The organism is Pokkaliibacter plantistimulans (genome assembly GCF_003194385.1).
Classification (GTDB): domain Bacteria; phylum Pseudomonadota; class Gammaproteobacteria; order Pseudomonadales; family Balneatricaceae; genus Pokkaliibacter; species Pokkaliibacter plantistimulans.
This window is the reverse complement of record NZ_LAPT01000032.1, coordinates 1-22,063: the sequence shown is the minus strand read 5'-3', so window position 1 is coordinate 22,063 and position 22,063 is coordinate 1. Positions and strand designations below refer to the sequence as shown.

The 22,063-nt window shown below is 50.2% G+C and carries 13 protein-coding genes and 1 pseudogene; 2 read left to right on the top strand and 12 right to left on the bottom strand.

The features are described from left to right. Positions 1 to 29 precede the first annotated feature (29 nt). The 6 genes from WH50_RS07805 to WH50_RS07780 all read right to left on the bottom strand — a co-directional run bounded on the left by WH50_RS07805 (position 30) and on the right by WH50_RS07780 (position 6,870). Positions 30 to 2,159 carry a YjbH domain-containing protein gene (locus WH50_RS07805; RefSeq protein ID WP_207780225.1) on the bottom strand — a complete coding sequence of 710 codons (2,130 nt, stop codon included), beginning with the start codon at positions 2,157 to 2,159 and terminating at the stop codon, positions 30 to 32. Continuing rightward, complete coding sequence (locus tag WH50_RS07800; RefSeq protein ID WP_133251278.1) at positions 2,132 to 2,902, bottom strand: capsule biosynthesis GfcC family protein; 771 nt, start codon at positions 2,900 to 2,902, stop codon at positions 2,132 to 2,134. The genes WH50_RS07805 and WH50_RS07800 overlap by 28 nt, the downstream gene beginning before the upstream one ends. Next, positions 2,899 to 3,561, bottom strand: coding sequence for a YjbF family lipoprotein (locus WH50_RS07795; RefSeq protein ID WP_110186812.1), 663 nt, complete (start codon positions 3,559 to 3,561; stop codon positions 2,899 to 2,901). The genes WH50_RS07800 and WH50_RS07795 overlap by 4 nt, the downstream gene beginning before the upstream one ends. Positions 3,562 to 3,616: 55 nt before the next feature. After that, positions 3,617 to 3,838: a hypothetical protein gene (locus tag WH50_RS07790; protein WP_110186811.1), complete on the bottom strand. Its 222-nt coding sequence runs from the start codon at positions 3,836 to 3,838 to the stop codon at positions 3,617 to 3,619. A gap of 159 nt (positions 3,839 to 3,997) precedes the next feature. Beyond that, positions 3,998 to 5,653, bottom strand: a complete 1,656-nt coding sequence (gene pgi, locus WH50_RS07785) for a glucose-6-phosphate isomerase (RefSeq protein ID WP_243410031.1) — start codon at positions 5,651 to 5,653, stop codon at positions 3,998 to 4,000. A gap of 83 nt (positions 5,654 to 5,736) precedes the next feature. Further along, the gene (locus tag WH50_RS07780; RefSeq protein ID WP_207780224.1) at positions 5,737 to 6,870 is read right to left on the bottom strand and encodes a glycosyltransferase family 4 protein; all 1,134 of its coding nucleotides are present in this window, start codon (positions 6,868 to 6,870) and stop codon (positions 5,737 to 5,739) included. A gap of 337 nt (positions 6,871 to 7,207) precedes the next feature. Here WH50_RS07780 and WH50_RS07775 point away from each other — a divergent pair, with 337 nt between their 5' ends. Beyond that, positions 7,208 to 8,248 (top strand): hypothetical protein, encoded by a 1,041-nt coding sequence (locus WH50_RS07775; RefSeq protein WP_110186809.1) that lies wholly within the window; start codon positions 7,208 to 7,210, stop codon positions 8,246 to 8,248. A 69-nt stretch (positions 8,249 to 8,317) separates the two neighbouring features. Then, positions 8,318 to 10,330 carry a rhamnan synthesis F family protein gene (locus WH50_RS07770; RefSeq protein WP_207780223.1) on the top strand — a complete coding sequence of 671 codons (2,013 nt, stop codon included), beginning with the start codon at positions 8,318 to 8,320 and terminating at the stop codon, positions 10,328 to 10,330. 81 nt (positions 10,331 to 10,411) lie between these two features. Here WH50_RS07770 and WH50_RS27145 read toward each other — a convergent pair whose 3' ends face one another. From WH50_RS27145 to WH50_RS07745, 6 genes and pseudogenes are all read right to left on the bottom strand, one after another. Continuing rightward, positions 10,412 to 12,577 (bottom strand): matrixin family metalloprotease, encoded by a 2,166-nt coding sequence (locus WH50_RS27145; RefSeq protein WP_165838352.1) that lies wholly within the window; start codon positions 12,575 to 12,577, stop codon positions 10,412 to 10,414. 584 nt (positions 12,578 to 13,161) lie between these two features. Then, the gene (locus WH50_RS27140; RefSeq protein WP_341476827.1) at positions 13,162 to 14,817 is read right to left on the bottom strand and encodes a calcium-binding protein; all 1,656 of its coding nucleotides are present in this window, start codon (positions 14,815 to 14,817) and stop codon (positions 13,162 to 13,164) included. Between the two features lie 234 nt (positions 14,818 to 15,051). After that, a pseudogene (locus tag WH50_RS27255) lies at positions 15,052 to 15,369 on the bottom strand (matrixin family metalloprotease); the annotation flags it as partial. Between the two features lie 608 nt (positions 15,370 to 15,977). After that, on the bottom strand, positions 15,978 to 17,606 hold the full coding sequence (locus WH50_RS27135) for a calcium-binding protein (protein ID WP_341476826.1): 1,629 nt from the start codon (positions 17,604 to 17,606) through the stop codon (positions 15,978 to 15,980). 756 nt (positions 17,607 to 18,362) lie between these two features. Continuing rightward, entirely contained in the window at positions 18,363 to 19,724 is a 1,362-nt protein-coding gene (locus WH50_RS07750; RefSeq protein ID WP_110186805.1) for an HlyD family type I secretion periplasmic adaptor subunit, read from the bottom strand. After that, positions 19,717 to 21,915, bottom strand: a complete 2,199-nt coding sequence (locus WH50_RS07745; RefSeq protein WP_110186804.1) for a type I secretion system permease/ATPase — start codon at positions 21,913 to 21,915, stop codon at positions 19,717 to 19,719. The genes WH50_RS07750 and WH50_RS07745 overlap by 8 nt, the downstream gene beginning before the upstream one ends. Between the last annotated feature and the right edge of the window lie 148 nt (positions 21,916 to 22,063).

Below are 22,063 nucleotides of genomic sequence, written 5' to 3'. Positions count from 1 at the left end.
GGCATTTTTCATTGGGTTTATTCTACGAGTTACTTATAGGCATTGCTGAAACCATCAAGATAGATATTTTGGTCTCTCATGCGGGTAACGTCATACAGTTGTGAGGTTCTTTGCAGGCGCTGACCGCCATCACGAGTCAAAGGTTGCCATGTGATTGGTGCATACTTGACGGTAGAGCGCGTGAAGAAGGCATCAAATGGTACGACCAGATATATTCCTTTATCAAAGCTGCCCTCACCGAAGTCTTCACTGCTTACATTGGTGAATGTTGCCCAGAATCCTGCGGAGACACCGTTATCAAAATAGCGGGAGAAGTCAAAGGTTACCCCTTTATCTTTGGCCAGATATTGGCCAATGCTGACTTTTGCCAACAGGTCTTGGTCTGCGAAGTTGTAATAACCTGTCAGATGACCAGTAGTGGTTGTGTAGTCCCGGAAGCCGAAGCCTCTATCAAAGTCACGCTGTTTGACATAGTTGACATCCATTCCCAAAGCCCAAGGCTTCCCTATAGGGCGATACAGAACTTCACCTCCAATACCGCCATACATGGTCTCCAGCAGGCCACCGTAGGCCTGTCCGTACCAGTTATCTGACAGCTGTTTTCGATAACTTAACTGCAGATTCTGTATGCCGTAATTTGAGTTGGTCATGTACTCACGGATGTAGGTGCGGACCCGTGGGAGATTACTCGGTGCGTCATATTTGAACTTGTCAAAGTTATCGATAACCCCGACGCTAAGCGTCGAGCTCAAGTCTAGACCTGGTGTGAAAGTATAGGTTGCTGTTGCATTGGCCGTAACTTGATACAGATAGAAGGCATCTGGCCCGCCGATATTTTGGATCAGACCCGGCCAAAAATTGTAGCGGAAATGTTCCAGTTTACCTGTATATACTTCAGTGCCTGCTAAGCTGCCGGGATCTCTCAAAGTCATTTGTGATTTGAGCTCATCCGTAGATATATCACCTGCGTCGGCAGCTTCTAAGCTTTCTCTGGTAATCGTGGACTTGGTTAATGGAAGACCATTTTTGGTGTCGATGATGGTGATGTTGTTCGTTTCGCTGGCTGTATTATTTGCGAGAATTCGAGCCGCCCGCATCTTGGCCTTGCTGGACTCGCGGTAGCTGGTCTGCTCTCCTACCAGCGTGACCTGATCACTATCGGTGCGGATTGAGCTGACATCATAGCCAGCATTGTTACGTAAATCGTTTGCAACCTGCTGCCAATCTGAAGTAGCAGTAGGGGACGTCAAGGGTTCTGGGGCTGGGTCAGTGCGAGTTTGGTTAAACGGTGCCGCCATATTGGCTTTGTAAGTAAAACCGAGCATAGCCGTGTTTCCGCGCTCCCAACCCAGCTGGAAATCGATGTTGTCGTTGAATTGATAGACGACACCGACATTGATCGGAGAAGACTGCTCCTGATTGTTGTTGCGCGGTTCATGCTGATAATCGTTTCCGTCATACTCCGCTTTAAGAATAAACGGTGAGTTCGGGATGTAGTAAGAGACACCGCCGAATAGGGAGGTGTCGCCACTGAAGTAATTACTAAAATTGAACTTTCCTCCCCCACTCTTGGCAGCGCCTCGCTCATCGAATCTGGCGCTTAGCAGTGAAAGCGGATTACCTAACGAGCCTCTTGCTCCTACGTATCCCCATCCCAAGCCAAGAGAGAAATCAAGGTTGCTCCAGCGTTTGCTGGCAACGACATATTCACCACTGAATAATCCGGTACCGCTAATATCTCGACCCCCAATGGCCACTGCAGGAATATAGCGATCTTCGTCCCACAGACGGACTTTGATATCTATTGCTTTATCTTTATAGGATTGAGTTCCACTCAACGACTCCGGGCCATAGGGTACATTCGAAATGGACATATACCTGAACCCACCTTCTAGCCAACTAAAAGGCTGAAAGAACAGGTTAAAGCGCGAGTAGGGTGAAGTATGGCTGTAATGAAAGTTTAATTGCCCAACAGGTGCCATTCTGGCTGTGGGAGTCTGCATCAATCCAGCCCCACCGAAATCCCCTTGGGTAACTGGCCCTGTCTCTTCATAGGCTAAGGCAGACTGCGCCATGACTGTAGTACATGCACAGGTCAGCAACGACAGTCTGAAGTTTCTTGTTTGCCTTCTCATGGAAGCGATCTTGTTGTGAGCCACTGGACAAAACCTTCGTTGAAATGGGGAGCGGCACTCAGTGCGTCATTGTCAATCGGTATATATACCCAGCTGCCAGGCACTAGTCTTACGTGTTTAAAATTCCAAGCGGCTATTCCGACTTTTTCTATCTGGCCTGCAGGGCTAACGATATAAACTTCATTCTTGTTTGCCCATGAAGCAATATCGTCCTCATTAAAATAATTCTGGATATCTTTCCCGGGCAGGTAGGGCACTTTTCGGTAGGGTGATGTTCCATCAGATGTTCCATTGAGCCCAATAATAGAAATGAAGTCTGGGCGGTTTGGGTAGTTCAGGCGAGCGTCTGACGTTATTTTCTTGTTCGCTGTTTTATCAATTTCCAGCTGGAATGGATCAAGTGTAGTAACCAACTGACGTCCAGTAACAGGCTGAGTTTGTATCCAGCTTCTCAATGCCAGTAACCACTCTGCAAACGGTTTGTCCGACTCTTTATCTGATGCAGTGTAGTTATAGATGCTCTTTAGACCCTCAAGCATTGCTGACTTCGCACTCTGTTCACTGCTTAGATTCTGCTTCAGGAAGAGTGCTGCACCTGGTATCCACGCCGAGCCAGCAGGGACTCCATGGGTAATTTCAAACAGTCTGGAGTTGTCTGAGAAATTGGTCGGTCCAGTTTGTTCGACGTTACCAGAATAAGTAACTGTAATATCAGCCATCACTGAAGCCGAGATCAGCATCAGTAGGGATGAAAGAAGTCGCTTCACTGTCTGGCCTCGTCTTTGAAAGGTTTGATTATTCGTGTGGTTATAAAGGGATAGTCAGGGTGAATAAACTGTTTTGACATCACAATGTTATGAGAGTCAGGATCGAACCAGAACTGATTGAGGCCTTCCCAGTTCATCATAGGGATAGTGATTTGTTCATTAACAAGAAATAGGGGGGAGGCATAGCCATCAACATCTTGCAGTCCAACGGGAACAAGCTTGCTATTAACTTGAACGCCATACCAGTGTCCAGGCTCTACATCAATTGTCCACGACTGGGTAAAGGTTTTGCCCGCCAGTAGCTCAGGGCTTTGCAGGGCATCATTCGACAGTGAGGAGTGTAGAAGGTTGTACTGTAAGCCACTACTACGTATCAGCCTTGCATGATTAGTCACTAAATACTCGCTACTGCTGCTATACCAATAACGACCATCTTTCTCCTGATAACCGTATAGCAAGGCTTCGGCTGAATCTGGAGATAAACGCCCAGCCATCGAAGGTTTGGGTAGGCTGTCTATCTGTTGAGGTGTGAATTGTAGTGATTTGTCGGAGAAGCTGTATTTCAGGCTATCGATGCTTGCTTCAAAAACCGGGGAGAGGGAGCAACCTCCCAAAAACACGCTTGTTGCTAGAAAAGTGATGAATTTGTGCAGATGCATGAGAGGTTCCTAGCCAGGCGGAAGAGTGGTCAGCATAAGCTGACCACTTTACAACTTAGTTGGTTGTGCCGGTTGTGCCGGTTGTGCCGGAAGTACCGGAAGCACCGTCACCACCGCCACCAACCGCGGCACCAATCAGCACGCCACCTACAACTACACCGGCTGCAATCGCACCACCTGACAGGCCTGCACCAGTAGCAGGGCCTTTGGCTGATTCAGCGAATGCCATGGATGAAACACCCATCGCCAGTGCAACAACACAAATAACCTTTTTCATAGCTGTGTCCTTTCATTACGTAATGAACAACGGCAAGCCGAATTCACGACATTGCCATTCTCTTACAGGAGGCCTCCTGCAGAGCTTGGGGGCTAAACTTCTACAGCAGTACTAGCCAAAAACTTAGGTACTCTACTATAAAGTGTTTTCTTGCACACTCTAGCTGTTTTGTTTCCATGCATTGACGATATGCGCAACAAGGCCTGAAGTGCTTGGGTCATAACCTTCCAGGCTTCGATGGCCTTGCAGCAGTTCCAGTGTGTCAGAGGCCAGCTTCTTACCCAGTTCAACGCCCCACTGATCGAAGGGGTTGATATCCCAAATCACTGACTGAACAAACACCTTGTGTTCATACAAGGCAATAAGTGCGCCAAGACTAAAGGGGGTTAGTTCGTCAAGAATAATGGTTGAACTAGGTTGGTTGCCGGGATAGCGCTTGTAGCTGGGCAGGCTACTGCTATCGGGTAAAACGCGCTCTCCCAGTGCCAGGAGGCGTGACTGAGCAAAACAGTTGGCTAAAGCTAGCTCATGCTGCTGAGTTAGTGAGGGATTGGTGTGCTCGTGATAGCGCATGGCCGGAGCAATGAAATCACAGCTCACACGTTCGGTACCTTGATGTAAAAGCTGATAAAACGCATGTTGAGCATTCGGGCCCACCTCACCCCAAAGAATAGGGCAGGTTTTGAAAGCAACAGACTGACCAGCGCGCGTGACAGACTTGCCGTTAGACTCCATTTCTAACTGACTTAAATAAGTCGGTAGATACTTTAACCGGCCATCGTAGGGCAAGATGGCGTGCGTATTGATTTTCTGGAAATTACTATTCCAGACACCAATCAAACCCAGCAATACAGGTAGATTTTGTTTCCACGGAGTATTCTGGAACTGCTTGTCCATACAGTGGGCACCGGCAAGGAGCTGCCTAAAAGCACGTATGCCCAGTTTAAGTGCGATAGGGAAGCCAATGCTCGACCACATGGAGTAGCGACCACCTACCCAATCCCAGAAGTACAGCTGATTGGACTCCGGAATTCCCCACGCTGACATCTTGTCCTGTTGTGCAGAAATACCAATAAAGTGACTGGAAAGTACCTTCTCTTTCTCAGAGCATGCCTGATTTAGCCAATTGAGAGCGGTAGCTGCATTCGACAGCGTATCAATGGTAGTAAAGGATTTCGATGAAAGAATAAACAGAGTGGTATGGGGATTAAGCTTATCCAGCAGAGGTGAAAGCTGGGTGCCATCCATTGACGATACAAAATGGATTCGCAGTGGCGTTGGCTCTACATCTATACAATCTTCAAGTGCCATGCAGCTCATCATAGGGCCAAGGTCTGACCCGCCAACGCCAATGTTGACCACATCAGTAATGGCATAACCACTAAAGCCACGCCACTGACCACTACGAATGATTTCAGCAAAGCCTGCGATCTTATCTAGCTCTGCGGCTACCGGCTGAGAAATATCGTCGCCATTGTAAAAAGTATGGTCTGTTGCTGGTGAGCGAAGCGCCCAATGCATCGCGGGGCGATCTTCAGAGGTGTTTACATGCGCACCTGAGAACAGGGCAGCAATACGCTCTGGAAGCTTCTTTTCTTCTGCAAGCTTGAAGAGCAGTTCGACTGTTTGTTCTGTCAATAGTTGTTTGCTGTAGTCAAACAATATAGGAGAGCTGGATACATGGAACTTCTCGAAACGCGCCTGATCTTGCTCGAAAAGCGAATAGATGTGAGAGGATGCCAATTGATCTGCATGTTCAAGTAGGGCGCTCCAGGATGGAGAGTCCTGCATATCTGCAAACTGAGTTCTTTCCATGTTACTTACCATTAATTCCAGCTCTGATCTTCGTTTCAACTTACTCGGGCAATATAGACGGTAAGTTTAAAGGCTTTATTGCGCTACTTGGTATCAGTGATGAGAGTCTCTAGCGCAGGTGTTTCTTTCAAGGGGGCAAGCAGGGTGATATACGCCTTGATCACACGGTTCACATCAAAGGACTTCTGCATTTTAATACGCCCGGCTTGTCCCAGGGCGACTCGCTCGATGTGAGACATATTAGCAATTTCTGTCAGTGCATCTTTGAGTGACTGAGCATTTCGTGGCTGACATATCAGCCCTGTCAAACCGTGATCAACCGCATCTCGGCAGCCAACGGTATCGGTCGTAATGATAGGCTTAGCCATAGCCGCCGCTTCAAGCAGCGAGCGCGGTACTCCCTCGCGGTAGTAAGAGGGTAAAACAACACAGTCCGCCTGAGCAATTTTCGGTGCCACATTACTCACGCCGCCCAGATAGTTGATGACCCCTTCTTTGTGCCAGGCCTTGATTTGTGACTCACTGATACTGTTGGCGCTCCCCGCATCCACATGGCCGAGCAGTAGAAATTCAACATCTGATCGCTCGGCTCTCAGTTGCCTGGCCGCTTCGACAAACTCCTCAACACCCTTCATCCGCAACATACGTGCGACCAGGATAAATCTGACAATGCCATCGTTTGGGGCTTCTGTTGGAATGAAGCGGTTCAGATCAATACCACTCCCCGGTATCCGTGATGTCTTCTCTGCTGCTACATAGCCGCGATCAATGAATAGGGCGCGATCATCCTGATTTTGGAACAGCACGTGATGAGCTTTGGGTTGCGATATCCTGAATAGAAATTGCGCTACCCTGTTCATGATTGTGGGTTCAGCGAAGAGCGTTCCTAAACCAGTGATGTTATTAATTGCGGGAATATCCAACCAGTGTGCTGCCAGGGTGCCATAAACATTGGGTTTGGGCGTGAAGTTAAGCACGGCCTGTGGCTGGCGCTGACGGAACAGGCAGAATAGCTCCCTGCAAGCGATAAGATCTTTTAGCGGGTTGCCACCCCGACGATGCATATGCAATGTATGATGCCGCTGGCTGATTGCTTGCAGTTTAACGGTGTAATCATCTTCAGGCGCTACCGTCTCAACCTCCCAGCCTGCCTCCTGCAAATCCAGGATTAAACCCTGATGGAAGTTGAACAAGTACCAAGACGTATTGGCAATCATTAGGCAACGATTCACGCTAATCCTTAAGCTGGTCTGGTAACACAGAAGTTCTGCAAGCGGTCATCTTTATTGTTGGTATCCTTTCCAGCAGCACGGATGGAGGCTCTGTGTTAAATGCATGGCTTGTCTCAATTGAGACTCTGAGCACTCCCGTGTCGAAGATCAACCCGGGCGGTTCAGTTATGTGAGGCAGGAAGCCATCATAAACCACTTTGCAGGAAAAGTAGCAAGCGCGTAGTTTTTTGCTCCCAAATGTTATCTAAATGGGAAGTTGTCTCATTTGTTGATGAGGATTTTTCTCTCATCGTAGTTAATTTCAGCGACTAAGGAATACAAGGTGAGTTTGTCGAAGCAGCAGCTACAAGACTTTGGTGTCTGTTTTATTGGCCCTGTATTGGCTCACTACTACCGTTGGCTGGGAGAGCAGGTGAGTCAGTATGGCGTTGACAACCTGCTTTTTCTGGCGCGTGAGGGGTATTTTTTGCTGCAAGGGTATGAGCAGCTACGGCATCAGGGGTTGGTTCCGGATGTACAGACCCACTACCTGCTGGCTTCACGTACCTTCCTCTATCGGGCCATGCTAGATCGTCCTGAATGCTGGGAGTTGGCCCTGCAGGGAGCGTTTAGCGGTAATCTAAAACAGCTGTGTGAGAAGCGGCTGGGTCTGAAGAATTCAGAGGTAGACAGCATCTTCAGTCCTGCGCAAAAGGCAATGGAAGTTGTCTTACCAGACGATAAAGAAAAAGTAATACGTGTATTCAAAGAGCACGTTTCTCGGCTCGCTGCTTGTGCTCAGCCTACCAGAGATGCCTACTTGCGCTATTCAGCACCTATGTTGTCATCGGCTGGCTCAGCACTGGTCGACTTGGGTTACAGCGGTACCATTCAAAAACTGATAACGCTATTACACGGCACCGATACACAAGGCTTTTACTGGATAGCGACTCGTGCTGGTGAGATCGAGGTCGGCCAGTACCGGGCTAGAATGCATGGTGCGCTAAAAGAAGGAGTGGCTCTAGGGCAGGGCTACATACCGCTGGATCGCTCGCTGTTTCTTGAGGCTGTATTGACCTCTCCTAATGGTCAGCTGAAAAATATGTCTGTTGATTCGTCAGGGAAACTACAGATGACCTATGGTGGATTAACGCATGTGCAGCGTCATTTTCATGAGCTCGAAGTGATCATGGCGGGAGCCATGAGCTATGCAGAGGACATGTTGCGATCTGATGTGGCAGCGACCGGGCAGGATGTGGAAAACATGTATGCCGCAATGATTAAAAGCTTTAGTAACCTGCCTACAGAACTGAAAAAATTATTTGATATTGATGATGATAATGCAGGGCTTGGTGTGATCAATCCGCTGACAATCTTTGCTTGACTGAAAGTAATTGAAGCGAAAGTGTATTGCTCTATTTAATTGCTGTTTCACAAAAGAAAGGTATTTCTGGTGTCACGGAAAGTATTGGAAAAGAAACTTAAAGATTACCTACGTAAACGTAACCCCCAGGCATTGCGGTTTCTGGTCAAAGTCAAACAGCAATGGCGCAAAAAAAAGTTACAGCAGCAGTTTAAGGCAATACAGGTCAGGTCTGATGCTGGAGATGCGGCATTATTAGACAAAGCGACTCATGACTGCTTATTTGACTTTGAATGGTATAACAGCAGAAGCCTTCATCAATTCGGCGATGCATCATCAGCGTTTGCTGACTATTGCCGAAAATCACAGTACTCGAATGTTTCTCCTTCCGCGAAATTCGATACCGAAGACTACATGCGACGTAATCTGGACGTATATTTCTCAGGTATTGGTGCACTGGAGCATTATCTGTACGCTGGTCAGAAAGAAGGCAGAGAAATTCATAGTGTTAAACCGCTCTGGCAACCTTCGCAATCACTTCCGATCGATCTGGCTGACAACAGCTATAAGAATATGCAGATCGCACTCTGTCTGCACATTTACTACAAAGACTTTATTGGGCGCTTTGCCACTTTATTAAAAAGCTTACCAATAAAGGTGGATATCTATGTCAGTGTAGCTCACCCAACATGGGTGGAAGAGGTGCACTCAGTATTTGGCCGATGTCCTGAGGCAAGGGAAATTCATTGCGCGGTATCAACCAATCGCGGAAGAAACTTTGGCCCATTGCTGGTGGAGTTCTCTGAGAGGCTCAAGCATTACGACCTGGTTGGGCATTTGCACTCCAAAAAATCACTTTACTCAGGCCGTGAGCAAACTCAATGGTCAGACTATCTCAATGAATACTTATTAGGCGATGCCGGTGTCATCCGCGGCATACTGCAGTTGTTCGCCCATAACGATGATTTGGGGATGTTCTTTCCGACTTCCTATTGGTTAATGCCAAGCTGGGTAAATCATTGGACAATGAACAAGCAGGCAGCCAGACACTATCTGGAAAAATGGAATATCGCTCTGGAGGAGGATTTCCTGGCCTATCCCGTTGGCGGAATGTTTTGGGCGCGCCCGGCTGCTCTGCAGCAGCTGTTTGATCAGGCCTGGTCATACAGCGATTTTCCAGAAGAGCCGCTGGCCAATGATGGTTCCGAGCTGCATGCGCTGGAACGTCTTCTTCCTCTGCTTGTGAAACATAACGGCTACAAGCCATTTTTCTATCATCCACCGACAGGGCAGTTTACGCTTGATAAAGGCTACATCTATACACAGTATCACCAGCCTCTCAGTGAATATGCCAATCAGCTGCACAATGCAGATATAGCCAGTTTTGATCTTTTTGATACGTTACTGCAGCGTCGCTATTACCAACCGGATTATGCAAAGCTCAAGGTAGGCCAGCTGTTGTTTGGCGCAGGCATTGTGCCGAGTGCCCAACAGTTTGTGAAAGAGCGTAATCAAGCCGAGTTCGAGTGCCGGCAGTCACGTCAGTTCTCAGGTGATGTAGGGTTGGTTGAAGTCTATCAGCATCTGGCTGCAACTATTGATCTGCCAGCAGAGCCTGACGCCATGGCTGAACTGGAGTTCGAAATGGATCTGGAAGAGTGCCAGCCAAAAGAGGAGGTGCTGGCGCTGTTCAACTCATTGATTGAAGGCGGCAAAAAAGTGCTGCTGATATCTGATACCTATTATTCCGCCGCTCAGATAGAGCGCTTGCTGTATCACATCGGTGCCCGGCACCCGGATCAGATATGGGTTTCCAGCGAAAATGGGCTGAGAAAAGACAACGGCAGCCTATGGCGTGAGCTGGCAGGAAAGACCGTTGATAAAGGCATCAAGGTCGCTCATATCGGTGATAACGTCGTTGCGGATGCTCAAATTCCGGGAGACTTCGGTTTTCAGAGTCTGCACATTCTTAATCCGATAGATAAATGGCAGGCAATGGGTCTGCCGGGCGGGCTAGCCCACGATGAAATGCAGGAGCCGGAAATTAAAAAGTGGGGGCGACTGATATGTGCAAACGGGCGTTATCCTTTACTTAAGTATTAAGGTCGTTCGCTAATAGGGTATTGATTCAGTTCATAGATTATAAAACGGCACCGAGGTGCCGTTTTATATTTGGTCGAGATGTTATGCCGCAGCGCTGTTCCAGTTTGCCGCAATCACCGTGTCCAAGCCTGCATAGTCGGTATTGTTCAGCGTCACTTCCCCGGTGGCTGGCGGATTGAAGGCCGCCATGGCATTGACCAGATTGTCGATCTGAGAAGACAGCAGGATGTCACCAGAGGCTGTCTGGAACTGATCAATCTGAGCCTGACTGTCCTGATACCAGTTCTGCAGGGTAGAGCTGTCCGAGGTGCCGATGATCGAGACCAGCAGATTGTCTCCTTGGCGAGAGAACCACAACTGGTCGCTAGCAATATCATTACCGAACAGCAGCGTATCTGTAGCGTCGGAGGCATCGAAGTTATTAATCGTGTCCTGTCCATCGCCACGGCCGAATACGTAGGTATCGTTACCTTCACCACCCACCAGATGATCATTGCCCGCACCGCCCATCAGGCGGTCATCGCCATTCTGACCGAACAGCTGATCGATGCCATCACCCCCGTTCAGTACATCGTTACCGTCCCCGCCGATAAGGCGGTCATTGCCTTCCTGACCGAACAGCTGATCATTCCCCGTTTCACCATACAGGGTGTCGTTGTCGGCACCACCGATCAGGCGGTCATTGCCCGCGCCACCGACCAGCGTGTCAGCCCCTTCCTGGCCATAGAGGGTATCGTTGCCGTCACCGCCATTAAGCAGATCATTACCAGCACCCCCGACCAGCGTATCAGCGCCTTCCTGACCGTAGAGGTTGTCGTCACCGTCACCGCCATTGAGCAGATCGTTGCCCAGTCCACCAATCAGGCGGTCTGCACCCTTATCGCCATACAGGTTGTCATCGCCTTCACCGCCGTTGAGGAAGTCGTTGCCGTCTCCGCCAATCAGGCGATCGTTGCCTTCCTGACCATAAAGTGCATCCTCTCCGTTTTCACCGTTGAGTACGTCATTACCCGCTCCGCCGATCAGGCGATCATTGCCGTCCTGGCCATAGAGGAAGTCATTGCCCTCCATGCCCTGAAGCTGGTCATTGCCTGCACCGCCAATCAGAAGATCATTGCCATTGCCGCCCACCAGGGTGTCATTGCCGTCTTCTCCACGCAGGGTGTCATCACCCTCGCCGCCGTTGAGCAGATCGTTACCCTGACCGCCAACCAGAGTATCGTTCCCTTCCTGACCAAAGAGGGTATCGTTGCCGTCTCCGCCGTTAAGCAAGTCATTGCCTAAACCGCCGACCAGGCGGTCATTACCCGCTTCGCCGTACAGGGAGTCGTTCCCGTCATCGCCCTGCAGGGTATCGTCGCCCACGCCGCCAACCAGGCGGTCATTGCCTGCACCACCGATCAGCACATCGTTGCCCTCATTGCCGAGCAGGGTATCGTCTCCTGCGTTGCCGGTGAGGACATTGCGCAAGGCATTGCCGATCAGACGATCATTGCCGCTGCCACCGATGGCATTTTCGATATCTACATTGAAGGCGATACCCAGATTATTGCTGCCATCATACAGGTCATCATCAAGGTAGCCTGCGTTGGATTCGACCTGATAATAGATGGAGCTAAGAGTGCCCTGGTGCAAATCAATGACAGAACCATCACTGAAGTTGCTGATAGAAATAGTGTCGTTACCACCCGCATCCCAAATAGTTTCAATAAAAGGGGTGCTGGGATCAAAGGTATAGACATCATTACCTGCGTGGTAAGACATGTTGGCGCCATACAGATACTGAATGGCTGCGATGTCGTAGATCATGGGAGTCGAAGGCTGAACATAACCATAGCTTCCAGAGTTGTCATAAACCCAGCCATTGGGATGTTCGTTGTAAGACATCACAGTAGTACTGAGGTCATACCCTGCTGTATTGCCTTCGCCTTCGGGATGATTAAGGCCCAGAGCATGGCCAATTTCATGAATAAGGGTCAACGAGCCAAGATGTCCGGATGTCAGGTCGGTACCGCTCCAGATATCCTGGGCAGGATTCAACCATACATCTCCACTCCAGCTCGGGTAGTTAGGGAAGTACGCCCAGGCAAGAGAGTCACTGTCCATAAGGTCGTAATACGCTACACGTATATCGCCGACAGTAGTTGCGCTCTCATTCACCTTGGTAAAGGTGATATTGGCAACGTTGGACCAGGTTGTCAGTGCGGCAGTAAAGGCATTGGCTACTTCACTATTTACAGGGGTCATAAAGGTTGGCTCATCACCCAGCGGGTAGTCGGGCCAAGAAGCATTGGCACCTGGGATACTATAGGTAACAGTGGCACCCGTGCCCTGAGCCCCTCCCCATTTGTAAGTGAATTCGCTTTCTAAAAGTGCATTGATATAACTGGCTGTATTACTCCCATCGACAGAGGAGTAGGTGTTGGTTCCAGTTGAATTATTAGCGGTGGTCATAGTCCCCTCTCGAACATACTTACGGTACTACAGCAAAACACTTAAAGAGTGAGTCATCAGGCAGTATGCTGTTCCGGCTCACGGCAATCACCGTTTCTAAACCGGCCTAGTCAGCACTATGTCGAGTCAGCTCTCCTGTTGTTGGTGAATTAAACGCCACCATAGCGTTGAACAGGTTATCGATTTTGGAGAATTACAGTACATCATCTGTGGCGGCCTTGAGCTGAACCACCTATGCCTGTTTAGAGACATGAACTATCAGAGGCGCCAATGATCTTGGAATTTACCTGAGCTGTCATAGCTTCCCCATCAGTCTCTTAAGGAGATGTTCGTATAAATAAACGGCACCAAGGTGCCGTTCATTTATCTAGGCAATGTTACGCCGCAGCGCTGCTCCAGTTTGCCGCAATCACCGTATCCAAGCCTGCATAGTCGGCATTGTTCAGTGTCACGTCCCCGGTCGCAGGTGGATTGAAGGCCGCCATGGCATTGACCAGATTGTCGATCTGAGAAGACAGCAGGATGTCACCAGAGGCTGTCTGGAACTGATCGATCTGAGCCTGACTATCCTGATACCAGTTCAGCAGGGTAGAGCTGTCTGAGGTGCCGATGATCGAGACCAGCAGATTGTCTCCCTGGCGAGAGAACCACAACTGGTCACTGGCAATATCATTACCGAACAGCAGCGTATCTGTAGCGTCGGAAGCATCGAAGTTGTTAATCGTGTCCTGTCCATCGCCACGGCCGAATACGTAGGTATCGTTACCTTCGCCACCCACCAGATGATCATTGCCCGCACCGCCCATCAGGCGGTCATCGCCATTCTGACCGAACAGCTGATCGATGCCATCACCCCCGTTCAGTACATCGTTACCGTCCCCGCCGATCAGGCGGTCATTGCCCTCCTGACCGAACAGCTGGTCATTTCCCTCCTGACCGAACAGCTGGTCATTTCCCGTTTCACCATACAGGGTGTCGTTGTCGGCACCACCGATCAGGCGGTCATTGCCCGCGCCACCGACCAGCGTGTCAGCCCCTTCCTGGCCATAGAGGGTATCGTTGCCGTCACCGCCATTAAGCAGATCATTACCAGCACCCCCGACCAGCGTATCAGCGCCTTCCTGACCGTAGAGGTTGTCATCACCGTCACCGCCATTGAGCAGATCGTTGCCCAGCCCACCAATCAGGCGGTCCGCACCCTTGTCGCCATACAGGTTGTCATCGCCTTCACCGCCGTTGAGGAAGTCGTTGCCGTCTCCGCCAATCAGGCGATCGTTGCCTTCCTGACCATAAAGTGCATCCTCTCCGTTTTCACCGTTGAGTACGTCATTACCCGCTCCGCCGATCAGGCGATCATTGCCGTCCTGACCATAGAGGAAGTCATTGCCATCCATGCCCTGAAGCTGGTCATTGCCTGCACCGCCAATCAGACGATCATTGCCATTGCCGCCGACCAGGGTGTCATTGCCGTCTTCTCCACGCAGGGTGTCATCTCCCTCGCCGCCGTTGAGCAGATCGTTACCCTGACCGCCAACCAGAATATCGTTCCCTTCCTGACCAAAGAGGGTATCGTTGCCGTCTCCGCCGTTAAGCAAGTCATTGCCTAAGCCGCCGACCAGGCGGTCATTACCCGCTTCGCCGTACAGGGAGTCGTTCCCGTCATCGCCCTGCAGGGTATCGTCGCCCACGCCACCAACCAGGCGGTCATTGCCTGCACCACCGATCAGCACATCGTTGCCCTCATTGCCGAGCAGGGTATCGTCCCCAGCGTTGCCGGTGAGGACATTGCGCAGGGCATTACCGATCAGACGATCATTGCCGCTGCCACCGATGGCATTTTCGATATCTACATTGAAGGCGATGCCAAGATTATTGGTACCATCATAGAGTGCCGCATCCTTGACACCAAAGTGAGAAGGTATGTCATACCCAATAGAGCTCAACTCTCCCTGATTGAGGTTAATAGTTGAGTCAGTTGTGAAATTGCTAATGGAAATTGTATCGTTGCCACCCGCATCCCAAATAGTCTTCATAAAAGGCGTGTTGGGATCGAAAGTATAGATATCGTCTCCTGCGTGATAACGCGTATTGGCACCATACAAATATTGGATTGCAGCTATGTCATAAATCATGGGTGTAGATGGGGTAACGAAGTGGTACGTACCTGTAAAAATATTATCAACAATCATGTTATGTACATTATTGTAGGACATGACAGTAGCACTGCGGTTATAGCCTGGATTCCAGCCGTCCCCTTCAGGATGATCAAGACCAAGGGCATGGCCAATTTCATGAACTATAGTGCTGAAGCCTTCGTGATTATTCTCTAAATCATTGGCACTCCACATATCAAGAGTGCTATTTAGCCATATATCACCCGATATTGAAGAATAGCCAGGGTTATAAGTACCTGCTAATGTAACCTCGTCATCTGACTTCTCAAAGCTTCGACTATTAGCTATACGTATATCGCCATGGTTTAATATAGATTCTGAAACTCTTCTGAAGGTAATGTTTGCTACATCTGACCATGTTTCTAAAGCTGATGTAAAGGCTGCTGCTACAATGCTGCTAACAGGTGTCATTGTTGAGCGTAGATTATCTTTAGTATAGAGATAATCCCAAAAGTCATATGAGGCTATATTAGCAGGAGTACTATAGGTTATTGTTGCACCTGTACCCTGAGGTCCACCCCATTTAGATGCATCCTGAGCAATAAGCGAGTCTATGTATGCAGGGGTACCTTGATCGTCGACGGATGAGTAGGTGTTGGTTCCAGTTGAATTATTAGCGGTGGTCATAGTCCCCTCTCGAACATATTTACGGTACTACAGCAAAACACTTAAAGAGTGAGTGATCAGGCAGTGGTATTGATCCTGCTCACGGCATTACCGTTTCTAAACCGGCGTAGCCAGTGCTACGCCGGGCCAATTCTCTTGTGGCTGACGGCTTAAACGCTGCCATAGTTTGCTCAGGTTATCGATTTGGGAGGATTGCAGTGCACCATGTGGCTACATTGAGTTGAGCCAACTGTGCCTGACTGTCCTTATTCCTGTTCAGAAGTCTTAACTATCAGAGGTGCCGATGAGCTTTGTCGTTTCTCTGGGCTTTCACGGCATCCACATCAATCTCTCAAATATATGCTTTTCTAAATAAACGGCACCAAGGTGCCGTTTATTATCTGGCAGTGATGTTACGCCGCAGCGCTGCTCCAGTTTGCCGCAATCACCGTATCCAAGCCTGCGTAGTCAGTGTTGTTCAGCGTCACTTCCCCGGTGGCAGGCGGATTGAAGGCCGCCATGGCATTGACCAGATTGTCGATCTGAGAAGACAGCAGGATGTCACCAGAGGCTGTCTGGAACTGATCGATCTGAGCCTGACTGTCCTGATACCAGTTCTGCAGGGTAGAGCTGTCTGAGGTGCCGATGATCGACACCAGCAGATTGTCTCCCTGGCGAGAGAACCACAACTGGTCGCTAGCAATATCATTGCCGAACAGCAGCGTATCTGTGGCGTCGGAAGCATCGAAGTTGTTAATCGTGTCCTGTCCATCGCCACGGCCGAATACGTAGGTATCGTTACCTTCGCCACCCACCAGATGATCATTGCCCGCACCGCCCATCAGGCGATCATCGCCATTCTGACCGAACAGCTGATCGATGCCATCACCCCCGTTCAGTACATCGTTACCGTCACCGCCGATCAGGCGGTCATTGCCTTCCTGACCGAACAGCTGATCATTCCCCGTTTCACCATACAGGGTGTCGTTGTCGGCACCACCGATCAGGCGGTCATTGCCCGCGCCACCGACCAGCGTGTCAGCCCCTTCCTGACCATAGAGGGTATCGTTGCCGTCACCGCCATTAAGCAGATCATTACCAGCACCCCCGACCAGCGTATCAGCGCCTTCCTGACCGTAGAGGTTGTCGTCACCGGCACCGCCATTGAGCAGATCGTTGCCCAGCCCACCAATCAGGCGGTCTACACCGTTATCGCCATACAGGTTGTCATCGCCTTCACCGCCGTTGAGGAAGTCGTTGCCGTCTCCGCCAATCAGGCGATCGTTGCCTTCCTGACCATAAAGTGCATCCTCTCCGTTTTCACCGTTGAGTACGTCGTTACCCGCTCCACCGATCAGGCGATCATTGCCGTCCTGACCATAAAGGAAATCATTGCCATCCATGCCCTGAAGCTGGTCATTGCCTGCACCGCCAATCAGACGATCATTGCCATTGCCGCCCACCAGGGTGTCATTGCCGTCTTCTCCACGCAGGGTGTCATCCCCCTCGCCGCCGTTGAGCAGATCGTTACCCTGACCGCCAACCAGAATATCGTTCCCTTCCTGACCAAAGAGGGTATCGTTGCCGTCTCCGCCGTTAAGCAAGTCATTGCCTAAGCCGCCGACCAGGCGGTCATTACCCGCTTCGCCGTACAGGGAGTCGTTCCCGTCATCGCCCTGCAGGGTATCGTCGCCCACGCCGCCAACCAGGCGGTCATTGCCTGCACCACCGATCAGCACATCGTTGCCCTCATTGCCGAGCAGGGTATCGTCTCCTGCGTTGCCGGTGAGGACATTGCGCAAGGCATTGCCGATCAGACGATCATTGCCACTGCCACCGATGGCATTTTCGACATCTACATTGAAGGCGATGCCAAGATTATTGGTACCATCATAGAGTGCCGCATCCTTGACACCAAAGTGAGAAGGTATGTCATACCCAATAGAGCTCAACTCTCCCTGATTGAGGTTAATAGTTGAGTCAGTTGTGAAATTGCTAATGGAAATTGTATCGTTGCCACCCGCATCCCAAATAGTCTTCATAAAAGGCGTGTTGGGATCGAACGTATAGGTATCGTCTCCTGTGTGATAACGCGTATTGGCACCATACAAATATTGGATTGCAGCTATGTCATAAATCATGGGTGTAGATGGGGTAACGAAGTGGTACGTACCTGTAAAAATATTATCAACAATCATGTTATGTGCATCATTGTTAGACATCACAGTTAGCGTGCTGTCATATTGATTGCCTATATTATCTAGACCGAGTGAAAAGCCTAATTGCTGAATTAGATGAAAGTATCCATCATCTCCCTGATTGTATGCGATACCTGAAGCGAGATTATTGTTTGCCCAGATATCTACGTGGGTGCCATAAATCAGACTCCAAAATGGATTGCTGGTGTGGTCTGTACTGTCAACGGGGCGCTGTGTTGCATAGGAGCTGCCAGCAAGGTTGATATCAGATAATGAGAAACGGTTGCTTGAGAGAGTAAATGTAACGTCTGCTACCGCAGCCCACGCCTCTGCAGCAGATTCAAATGCGCTTGCAGCTGATATATTGACGTCGCTGTGAGTGCTTCTTTCTGTTCCAGTAGCATAATAGCCAGTGTAAGCTATCGCATAAGGCCTGTTGATAATTAAATCGGCTCCTTGCCCTAATACTGAGCCCCACTTAAAAGTATTATCACCAAGTAAATCCTTTATTACTCCCTCAGAGCTGCTGGTATCTATGGAGGAAATTGTGTTATTGAGCATGCTTCTTTCCTGGTGGTGTGTTAATAGCCTAATGCTTTCCTAGCGTTCCTTTAGGCTTTCGTCTTTATAACGAAGTAATGGAGAAAGGAAAAACTCAATTACTCGTCGCTTGCCGGTTTCTATTTCTGCACTGACGGCCATTCCAGGTGACAAGCGTACCGGCTTGCCGTCAATATCCATGGTGTCGCGATCCAGCGTAATCAGTGCTCTGTAACGCTGCTTATCCTGCCTGTCCTGAGTGGCATCTTCAGAAAGCGCAGCGACTTTGCCGGTTAAAACGCCATACTTGGTGAAGTTGAACGCGTTAACCTTCAGCTCGACATGCTGGCCTGAGTGGACAAAGCCGATATCTTGGTTCTCTACCCAGGCTTCAACTTCAATAGGCCCCTCATCGGGGACGATTTGCATCAGCACCTGAGCGGGGGTGACGACACCGCCAATGGTGTGGATAGCAAGATCTTGCACTGAGCCATCGATAGGAGAGGTGAGGGTGAACTGGCTAAGACGCTGTTCGGCTTTACGCTTTTCCTGTAGCAAAGAATCGCGCTGCGTGACCTGCTGTTGCAGATCATTGAGGGCCGTCTTGTAACTCTCATGGACCAGTGCATCACTGGTGGCCTGATTGGCGCTAATGGCTGCCGACAACTGGTCTCGCGTGGCCTGCTGTACACGCACATTCTCTTCCACCTCGATCAGGTCCTGCATCAGCTCCAGATATTGAGCCCTGGAGCCCAGTTGTTTGTTTTGCAGTGTTTTCAGGGCAGTTACACGCTCGCCGATAACCCCCTGCAAGCGCTGATTTTTAAGCATTTCTGCTTCAGCGACCCGTTGCTGTGCCTGCAGTCGTAGCCGCTCCTGCTCGCCCTTGCTGATATTGGCCAGCAGTTCGTCAGCCTGCTGTTGCAGCTGCAGGTATTGCTGTCGCTGATCAGCGTTAGCAGGGGAGGCTGGCAATAAAAATGTCGTTACAGGAGCGGTGCGTCCCTGTTCAAGCCAATGCGTATAGGCAGTGAGCCGCCAAAGTTGTGCCTCGGCATTCTGCAACTGTGCAGCGTATCGTGCCGCGTCGCTGGCTGCCGCGGTATCCTCAAGCTGGATCAGCACCTCTCCCTGATGCACCCTGCTGCCATCAGCGACCAGAATATTGCTGACCTTGGCGCTCTCCAGTGCCTGTATCTGTTTCACCCGAGCGCTGGGGATGACTTTGCCCTGAGCAGAAGCGATGATGTCGACCTGGCCCACACAAGCCCACGCAATCGTGATGATAAAGAGTGCCAGAATAGTCCAGAGGAACGTGCGCGTCAGTGGTACCGGCGGAGTTTGCTCAAGTTCAATGGCGGCAGGCAGAAAGCTGTAGATGTCCTGCTGGCGCAAGGGTTGAGTGACAGCGTTATTAGCCATGACGGTCCTCCTTGTCTTCTGCTTTGGAGGCAGGAGCGGAAGGGGTTACCTGACGAATGGTGGGCTGATGAGTCTGATAGCTGTGCAGTCGGGCATAGTAGCCCTGTCGATCCAGTAGCGTCTGATGGTCTCCTTGCTCAATGATTCTACCCTGATCGATCACCAGAATTCGGTTGGCATGACGCACGGTACTGAGCCGGTGGGCAATGATAAAAACCGTACGACCATGACAGATGCGCTGCATATTCTCCTGGATAATGCGCTCGCTCTCATAGTCCAGCGCACTGGTTGCCTCATCAAATATCAGAACAGGAGGATTGCTGATTAGCGCTCTGGCAATGGCAATGCGCTGACGCTGGCCGCCAGAGAGAGTCGAACCCTGCTCGCTGACTTTGGTGTCGTAACCATCCGGAAACTGGCTGATAAATTCATCAGCACCGGCCAGGCGAGCAGCAGCTATTACTCGTTCCATCGGCATTGACGGATCAGCAATGGCGATATTGTCCCGTATGCTCAGATTGAACAGGCGACTCTCCTGCAAGACGACGCCTACCTGACGACGCAACCAGGAGGGATCCAGTTGAGAAAGGTCCCGGCCATCAATCTTGACGCTGCCGCTTTCCGGCAGATAAAGCTTTTGTATAAGCCGGGTAATAGTGCTTTTTCCAGAACCTGAGCGGCCGACGATGCCTATAATTTCTCCGGGCTGTGCGGTAAAGCTGACGTCGTTAAGTACGGGCGGAATATTGGGCTGGTAGCGAAAGCTGACCCGCTCAAAAGATACCAGGCCTTTGATCTTTGGAGGGGTCGAACGGTTGGGGTTGTAGCTTTGCTCTGTGGGGGTATTAAGGATGTCGCCCAGTCGGTTAACCGAAATGCGTGCCTGCTGGAAATCCTGCCACAGCTGTACCAGTTTCAGGATCGGGCTGCTGACCCTGCCTGCAATCATGTTGAAGGCAATGAGCTGGCCAATACTCAGTTCATTACTCATGACCAGTGACGCGCCGACCCAGAGAATAAGGACGGTGGTGATCTTGTTGATCAGTTGCGCAAACTGACTGGCAACGTTTCCAAGGTTGGACGCTTTAAAAGAGGCGGCGACATACCCTGCCAGATTTTCCTCCCAGCGGCGCTGCACCTGTGGCTCCAGCGCCATGCTCTTGACCGCCTCGATGTTGGTGACGGACTCCGTAAGGAAGGCCTGATTCTCTGCTCCACGCTTGAACTTCTCATCAAGCCGGCTGCGCAGTATAGGAGTAATCAACAGGGAGAGAACAACATAGAAGGGAATAGAGCCAACAACGACCAGCGCCAGCACAGGGCTGTAGTAGAACATCACGGCAAAGAAAACCAGAGTAAAGAACAGATCGATGACCAGTGTGAGTGCTGTACCGGTAATGAAGTTGCGGATCGACTCCAGTTCTTTTACGCGGGCGACAGTATTACCTACCTGACGTGAGAGGTAATAGGCAACAGGAAGCCGAATAAGATGATTGAAGAGTTTAGCGCCAAGGGAAACATCTACACGGTTGGTAGTATGCGTGAAGATATAGTTACGCAGGGCATTCAGAATGACATCAAAGACGGATACGATGATCAGTCCGACAGCCAGCACATCCAGGGTGCTCAGGCCCTTGTGGACCAATACCTTATCAATGACCACCTGAAAGAACAGCGGCGTTATCAGAGCAAAAATCTGAATGAAAAAGGAGGCAATAAATACATCTGCCAGGTGCTTTTTGTATTTAAGCAATGCCTGGGCAAACCAGCTCAAGCCGAAAGCCCCACCGGTGCTGTTCACTTCTGCTCTTCGTGTAAGCAGAATGATTTGACCAGACCAGCGTGCAAGAAAATCGTCGGTGGATAGTGCTTCAGGAGAGGGACTAGCGGGGGACTGCTGCAGCACCTTGCCCTCTGCCACACTGGCCAGCACAACAAAGCTGCCATCTTTCATGGCGGCAATAGCAGGAAGGTGTAACTGAGCGAGTTGTTCAAGGCGGGCGCTACTGACCTTGGCTCGCAGGTCCAGAGAGCGGGCAGCCTGAATAATGTCGCTACTGCCAAACGGCCGATCATTCCGCGCAAACTGATGCTTCAGTTGGGCTGGGTCTACGGGAAGATGGTGATACCGGGCGAGTAGGACCAGGCAGGCGAGGCCACTGTCGAGCGCGGAACTGTTCACTTGTTGCATCGTAAAGGAGTGCTTACATAAAATTTTCCAAATTTTACAGTTTGATATTTTTTTGTAAATTGAAATGTTGTTGCTGGTAACAAGTGACTGCCAAGTGACAGACAGAGCAAGGGCTGGCTGAATTTTTGAGAGCAGAGAGCAGAGAGCA